Annotated in this window: 5 protein-coding genes; 1 reads left to right on the top strand and 4 read right to left on the bottom strand. The window is 71.8% G+C overall.

Features of this window, described 5'->3' with window-relative positions; all coding sequences use genetic code 11:
* The 3 genes from G4D87_RS30525 to G4D87_RS30515 all read right to left on the bottom strand — a co-directional run.
* A partial coding sequence (locus G4D87_RS30525) for a zinc metalloprotease (protein ID WP_163786223.1) occupies window positions 1-1,009 on the bottom strand: 1,009 nt, incomplete at its 3' end.
* Window positions 1,010-1,122: 113 nt separating this feature from the next.
* Window positions 1,123-2,997: a hypothetical protein gene (locus G4D87_RS30520; RefSeq protein WP_163786222.1), complete on the bottom strand. Its 1,875-nt coding sequence runs from the start codon at window positions 2,995-2,997 to the stop codon at window positions 1,123-1,125.
* Window positions 2,994-5,171: a hypothetical protein gene (locus G4D87_RS30515; RefSeq protein ID WP_163786221.1), complete on the bottom strand. Its 2,178-nt coding sequence runs from the start codon at window positions 5,169-5,171 to the stop codon at window positions 2,994-2,996. The genes G4D87_RS30520 and G4D87_RS30515 overlap by 4 nt, the downstream gene beginning before the upstream one ends.
* A 215-nt stretch (window positions 5,172-5,386) precedes the next feature.
* Between G4D87_RS30515 and G4D87_RS30510 the strand changes: the two genes are divergently transcribed.
* Window positions 5,387-6,682 (top strand): sigma 54-interacting transcriptional regulator, encoded by a 1,296-nt coding sequence (locus tag G4D87_RS30510; protein WP_163786220.1) that lies wholly within the window; start codon window positions 5,387-5,389, stop codon window positions 6,680-6,682.
* A 3-nt stretch (window positions 6,683-6,685) separates the two neighbouring features.
* Here the strand turns inward: G4D87_RS30510 and G4D87_RS30505 are convergent.
* Window positions 6,686-7,100, bottom strand: a 415-nt coding sequence (locus G4D87_RS30505) for a hypothetical protein (RefSeq protein ID WP_163786219.1), incomplete at its 5' end; no start/stop codon positions are given.

The raw sequence follows: 7,100 nt of genomic DNA, 5'->3' as shown, positions 1-7,100 counted from the left end.
GTACGAGGGTGGGGGCGGGGCGAACCCAAGGGTGACTCAGAATCTGTCGCCTCTGGGAGGGGCTCCAGCCCCGAGCGCCGACGCGGCTCGGGTGGGGATTCATGATGTTCTGTTCGCCTGTGTCGCTCAGGAGGTCGGTCGTGCCATCCGTCTCGACGGAGTGGTAGACGCCGAGGAAATGCCCCAGCTCGTGCGCGAGGACTCGCGCGTAGGCGTCCAGTGGCCACGGGGCCGGGCCTCTGCTGAAGGCGTCACACCGCAGGCCGGGCATGAAGACGGCCGACGCGGGGCCGGCGCCTCCTCCCACGCGAGGGGTGAAGCCGTCGACCGGCACGGGTGGCCCGAAGAAGGGGTCGTCGTAACGGAGGCACCCGGCGAAGACGATATCGACCGTCGAGTCCAGCGCGGGCGGCGCGCGCTCCCGCAGGGCTGAAAGCTCGTCGAGCTCCGTCGTCCAGAAGCGCGTCTCCGCGGACGCGTCCGGGAGCTCGGCGACCGCGTCCAGCGTCACCTGCAGGCCCGCCTCCTCGAGTTCGTCATTCACGCGCTCCAGCAGTTCGCGCTGTCGCTCGGGTTGCCCGAGGAGCATGGAGTGTCGCGACACCAGGAAGCGCAGCGAGAGGCGGCCGTGCTCCGGAAGACGCGCGCGCGGCAGCCAGGCCAGTTGAAGCGGAGGCGTGCCTCCCGTCTTCACGGGGGTGAGCGTGTCGCAGGCCATGAGCCCGAAACGCACGGTGAAGCCCTCGCGGGGCGCGAAGCCTTCGCCGCTGGGGAGCACGAACAGCGCTTCCTCCTGCGCGATGGAGGTGCGCACCCCGCAGTCGGTGCAGTAGGGGCCGGCTTCTCGCTTGCTCACCCAGGTCCGGCCCTCGGAGTCCTCGAGCGCGTCGAGCGCGAAGCAGGTGCCCGGCTCGCTCCTGGCCCACAGCGCGACCGACGCTCCCGCGAACGGCGGGATGGAGAGGAACGGCGTGAGCCCGTCCGCGCCGAAGGCGACGGGCTCCGCCATGAACAACGTCTCTCCCTCATCGAGCGGGGCTCGTGGCGGCGCGTCCCCCCCAGCGCACGCCACGAGCCCCACGAACGCGAGACTTGTCGCGAAGGCTCGCGTCCGAGGCAGCGTCATCGCATGAACTCACGCAGCTCGCTGGGAGTCACGAACGCTCCAATGCGCTGCTGGAGGTGGACGTTCGGCTCCCGTGGGAAGTGGGCGGCCAGGACGCGGCGGGCCTCGAGCTGACCGCGCGCGCGGCCCACCCACTCAATCACGCCCGCGCGCTCCTCCACGCTCGAGGCGCTGGCGAGTTTCCGCCCGGCCAGGGCCAGCTCGGCCCCTGTCAGGTCGAGCTCCGCTCCTGGCGCCATGTGGCTCAGGCTCCGAAGGATGGTGGTGCTCACCCCCGGGCTCGGCTCGCGCTCGAGCTGGGACACGAGGAGCGGCCGGGTGACCTCGGGCGAGAGGCGTCCGAGCGCCTCGGCCGCGCGCCCTCGCAGGGCGGGAGCCCCCGTCCTCAGCCGCTCGTCGAGCTCCGTCCGGAACGCGTCGTCGCCGCTGTTCCCAATGGCATCCAGGACGGCGAGCTCGTCGTTGCTGCCCACGGTGCGCTCCAGCTCTTCGCGCAGCGCCGCGTGCAGCTCGTCGCGCAGCGGGTCGCCAGGCCGGGTGCGCCCCGCCATGCTCCCGAGCCCGAGCAGGCTCACGTTCGCGACCATGGGCGAATCCGACCCCCGGGCCTGGGCGAGCAACAGGTCCGCCGCCTGCCGCGACGGCTCGCCGTGGTCGGCCAGCGCGGACGCCGCCCGGCTGCGGTCGAGCGCCGAGAGGTCCCTGCTGACCAGCGCGTCCGCGAGCACCTGCCGGGACTGCTCGGTGCCCGCCAATTCGAAGGCCAGGAAGAACGCGGAGCGCGCCGTCTCGTCAATGGCCCCGCGTCTCAGGTCGGCGAGCAGCACGGCGCTCTCCTCCGGGTGCGCGCGGAGCCACCCCGCCAGGAAGCGAGCGGCGGGGAACACGGCGCTCTTGCCCCCCTGGCCGAAGAAGGCGAGGAAGCCGGCGCGCGCCGCGCCAGCGTCGAGCGCCGCGAGCTCCGTGTCCACGGGCGACGGCGTCGTCGGGTCCGACTCGAACACGTCCGAGAAGTCCGCCTCCCCGGGCGCCACCGAGTCACGCACGGAGACGAAGTGCCCGTCCTCGCGCACCAGGTGGAAGCGGTGCGTGAAGCCTTGCGGCGCCTCTCCAGGGAGGTGGATGCGAAGCGTCTCCTGACCCTCCACGCGCCGCATCCAGCCGCCGCGCTCGGAGTCGAAGTCCGCCTCGGCCGTCGCGCCGAGCACCTGCACGCGCAGGCCCAGGCGCTGGGCGGTGTCGTCGAGGTGATAACGCGGCTTGGTGCGGACGAGCCGCGCCGCGCCCCCCGGCGCCTCGTCACGGCGGTACTCCGCGGTGTAGACGCCCACCCCGTCGCGCTGCTCGGCGCTCCAGTGCGTCGAGTCATCGCCGGGCAGCACGAACTCGAGGCTCTCCAGGAGCGTGCTCACGAGGCGACGGCTCGCGCCGCTCCAGCGCGGGGAGAAGCCGATGCCAGCGAAGCGGCACCGCGCATCGACCCGCACGTAGAAGGGACTGTCTTCGAGCTCCACGGCGCTCACCCGCTCCTGGGAGAGCGCCTGCTCGAGCTCTACGGCGCTCAGGGCCGCGCGCAGCAGCGCGGGGCGACCCGCTTGCGCCTCCTCGACGACGACCCAGCTCAAGTGGCCCTGGAAGTGGTCTTCCACTCGCGGAGCGGGGACCTCGTCGAGGGTGGCGGTGGACTCGAAGGAGAAGGCCGCGGTGTCCTGGCGCTCGAAGCGGCACTCGGGGGCGCCCGGAGCGGGCTCCGCCGGCGCGTGCGTCACGGCCGGCGACGCCCCTTCCTCCGCGTCATCCCATGTCCCGGCCACGATTCCCACCGTCGCGAGCCCGAGCCCGGCCGCGATGCCCATCATCCGCCCGTTCATTCGAGCACCTCGGCGAAGTCCATCGAGCGGTCGAGCAGCGTCTGGGAGAAGCGCCGCGAGCTGAAGCTGAAGAGGTGCACGCGGAGGGTGCGGCTGAAGCGGCGAATCCCGACGCGGCCCACGATGGACACGTTTCCGCGGATGAGCTGCATGCCGAGCTCCCAGTTGGCGTTGCCGAGCACCACCAGGCTCCCGTTGTCGCGCTGGCCAAAGGCGAGCGAGGCGGTGAGCGGGAAGTCGGTGTTGACGAGCTGGAGGTCGGCCACGACGGCGGCCTTGACGATGCGGATGTTGATGCCGCCCTCAATCGACGCGGTGAAGTTGAACCCGGGGGTGATGGTGCGCGCGATGGCTCCACACATGCCGAGCGCGTCCTCGCTCTGGAGCAGCTCCCCGCACCGCGCCGCGTCCGTCGAGACGGAGAGGCTGTCGTTCGTCGTCAGGCCGACCTCCCCGCCGAGGCTGATCTTGAAGCCGATGCGCACGGGGCCGAAGCCGAAGCCGAGGTTCGGGAACGCGAAGGACTTCGCCGCGGAGAACTCCTCCTCGTGCTCGAGGCTGGGGGCGCTCCGGGAGAAGCTGTGGACGCGCTGGTTGAACGCGTCGACCGTGAGCTCATAGCCCGTCTCCCCTGGGTCCACGCCGAGCGTGGCCTGCCCCACGGCACGCGCGATGGTGACCGAGTAGGAACGCCCGAGCTTGCCCTCGAGCTCGACCGAGCCTTCGATGCGGCTGGAGGCGCCGGCGCGGTCGAGCCGGTTCTGCGTCGTGAGCTGCACCGCGACGCTCATCCGGTTCGCTTTCCCGAGCCTGCGGGTGAACTCCTGGTCGAAGCTGATGGACGTCGCGGCGGAGGCGTCCGGGGTCTCCCGCACCAGCACGACCGGGACGACGTGGCAGTCGCTCGTGTCTCCCTGTCCCTCGTTGCCCTCCTGCGGGAAGTCCGCCACGAAGCACCCCCTCACGGCGAAGTCGCTGACGTCGGCCCACGCGCCGCCCTCGCGCAGCGCGGCGCGGGTCGCCCCCTCGGCGAAGAGCTCGTGGGCGAACGTGTTCGCGGTGCCTGGCATCAACTGCTCGATGACGACCTCGTCGACGCGGCCGAGCTCCGAGCTCGCGTCTCCCACGGTGAGCGGAAGCCAGCCGCCCTCGGCGCCCTCGGGCGCGAGCTCGTACCGGAGCGTGGCGCGCGCGGGCATGGCCGTGAGGGCCTCGAGCGCATCGGGCTCCTGGCCGAACTGGAGGTCCCCGGTGATACCCGGCGCGTTCGCCTCGAGCTCCGGCGGCACGTCTTCCGGCGCCAGCCCCGAGACATAGGGGTCGCGGCCATTGACGACGAGCGTCGACTCGACGACCAGGCTGGGCGCGAGCTTCTCCTCGGTGGCGTCAGGGGCGACGTAGGGGAGGATGGCCACCGACGAGCCGGGCTCCATGGAATCGAAGAGCACATCGATGAGCTTGTCGGTCCCATCGGTCGGGGTCGGCTCGATGTCGAAGGTGTAGACGCAGCCTCGGCGGAGGTCCGGGGCCGACAGGTCGGCGACGCCCCGGCACGCCTGGTTGAGCTCGGCGCCGCGGGCCGCCTCGGTGAAGGTGACCGCCGGGTAGTCAATGCCGGTGTCAGGCTCGTCCCCATCGAAGGTGACGCGCAGGTTCACCGCCTTGTCCACCAGCGCCCCGCACAGCGAGGTCGGCCAGATGAAGCCATCGACGATTTGCTCCTGACCGTCGCCAACGAGGTCGACGTCGATGGCGCTGGAGGCGCACTCGATGGGCTCCGCGGGGTTGGCGGGGTTCGCCTCGATGAAGCTGAAGCTGACGGCGACGTTGCGGGTCGCGGGCGCGGCCGGGTTGAGGCTCGTCGAGGTGATGCCAAACTGGATGGGCACGCGGTTGTTCACGAAGACGGGCTGGCTCAGGTCGTAGCGCACGTCGAGGTAGGTCAGCCGCGCCTTCGTGAGACAGACGCCATCGTCGGCGCTGTTGGGGCACGCGGGCTCGATTGGCACGCCGGAGTCGGGCACGCCCGAGTCCGGCGCTCCGGCGTCCGGCTCGCCGGTGTCGGCCCCGCCGCAAGCGCTTGTGAGCAGGAGGAGGAGCGTCCCGAGGACGCCATGGCTCCGTCTGGAGCCGCGGCGCGGGCCGGGGGACGGGGACTTCGCGGGGTTCTTCATGCTGGACCTCCAAGTGGGTGTCACGTTTGTCGGTCCGGGGCCTAGGCAAGCGACGTACCAGCGCGTCGCGCGAGGGAGCGCGCGCTGCTCGCGGCCGTGCTTGTGGGGTGTGGCCTGTAGGGAGTCGCCGACACCCCTTGGGGACGCAGCCGACACGGGGCCCTGTGCTAGCTTCGCGGGCCATGTCCAGCGGAACGACGCGCCCGGATCGCCCCATGGGGCTCCCCATCCGCACGCTGACCATTGAGGTCGTGGGAGGCCCGGACCAGGGCCGCTCGCACACTGCGGACGGTGAGACGGTGACGGTGGGGACGGCGGAGAGCAATGAGCTGCGCCTGGCGGACCCCACGGTGTCCCGGTACCACCTGGAGCTCTCGCGAAAGGGAGACCGTGTCGCGGTGGCGGACCTTGGCTCCACCAACGGCACGGCGGTGGGGACCGCGCTCCTGGAGCGCGGCACGGTGGCGCCAGGGACGGTCCTCACGCTGGGGCGGACCTCGCTGCGGGTGGGGGACGGGCCCACGCGCACCGTGTCCCTGCATGACTCCGGAGCGCTGGGGCCGCTGCGAGGCCAGAGCGCCCCGATGCGGCGGCTGATGGCGCAGATACTCCGGGCGGCGCGGACGGACGCCTCGGTGCTGCTCCAGGGCGAGTCCGGCACCGGCAAGGAGCTCATCGCCCGAGCCCTCCACGACGAGAGCCCGCGCGCGAAGAAGCCCTTCGTGACGCTGGACTGCGGGGTCATCTCTCCCGGGCTCGTCGCCAGCGAGCTGTTCGGCCACGAGCGCGGCGCCTTCACGGGGGCGGAGCGCCGCCACATCGGCGTCTTCGAGCGGGCGCAGGGCGGCACGCTCTTCCTGGACGAGATTGGCGAGCTGTCCCCCGCGCTCCAGACGGCGCTGTTGGGCGTGCTGGAGCGGCGGCGCTTCCGGAGGCTCGGGGGGAGCGAGGAGCTGTCCGTGGACGTGCGCGTCATCAGCGCCACCCACCGGGACCTCCGCGCCGAGGTCAACGCCAACACGTTCCGCCTGGACCTCTACTACCGGCTCGCGGTGGTGCGGCTGGAGGTCCCCCCGCTCCACCAACGCGTGGAGGACATCCCCCTGCTGGTGGAGCACTTCCTGAGCGAGGCCGGGTACACCGGCCCGCTGTCGGCGCTGGTGCCCTCGCCGCTCATGGCCACGCTGCTGGCGCACCGCTGGCCGGGCAACGTGCGAGAGCTGCGCAACTACGCGGAGGCCATCCTCGCCATGGGAGAGCCTCCCGCCCTGGAGCAGGCCGCGGGAGGCTCGGGCGCGGCCCAGGCGTCATCGCCCCCCGCGCCCTCCGTGGCCCTGCCCCTGGAGCGCGGCTACCGCGAGGCCCGCCAGAAGGTGCTCGAGGACTTCGAGGTTCAATTCCTCAAGGCGCTGATGGAGCGCGCGGGGACCAACGTCTCGTTGGCGGCGCGGTTGGCGCAGATGGACAGGAGCTACCTCATCGATCTGCTCCACCGGCACCACCTGCGCTGAGGCTCAGGGCCGCCAGTGCAAATCTCCCGAGGCGCAGACGCGCACGCCCTGGGCGCACTGCTCGGTGAGCGTGTCGAAGCCCAGGTACACGTCCCCTTCGATGGCGTTGAGGGAGACGGGGCAGCTATAGGCGCACCCCACCAGCGCCTCCTCGTTCAGCGCCGCAACGCCGCCGGCCTCGAGCTCGTCGCAGCGCTGGAGCGTCGCCGTGGTGCGGACGATGATGAACTCCTCCGGCGCCTCGCTGGAGATGGAGGCCCCGGAGAGGCTGCGCAGCGCCTCGCGAATCTCCTCCCGCGCCTCGGCGCGAGGCAGGTCGGTGATGTCCGGCAACGGGGTGGAGATGCACACGCGGTGCTCGGGCATCACCGCGCAGTCATGGTCCGCGCACCAACTGACGAGCTGCCCCGAGCGGCAC

The organism is Myxococcus vastator (genome assembly GCF_010894475.1).
Taxonomy (GTDB): domain Bacteria; phylum Myxococcota; class Myxococcia; order Myxococcales; family Myxococcaceae; genus Myxococcus; species Myxococcus vastator.
The sequence above is the reverse complement of the archived record's forward strand: the minus strand, read 5'-3'. Positions and strand labels throughout refer to the sequence as shown.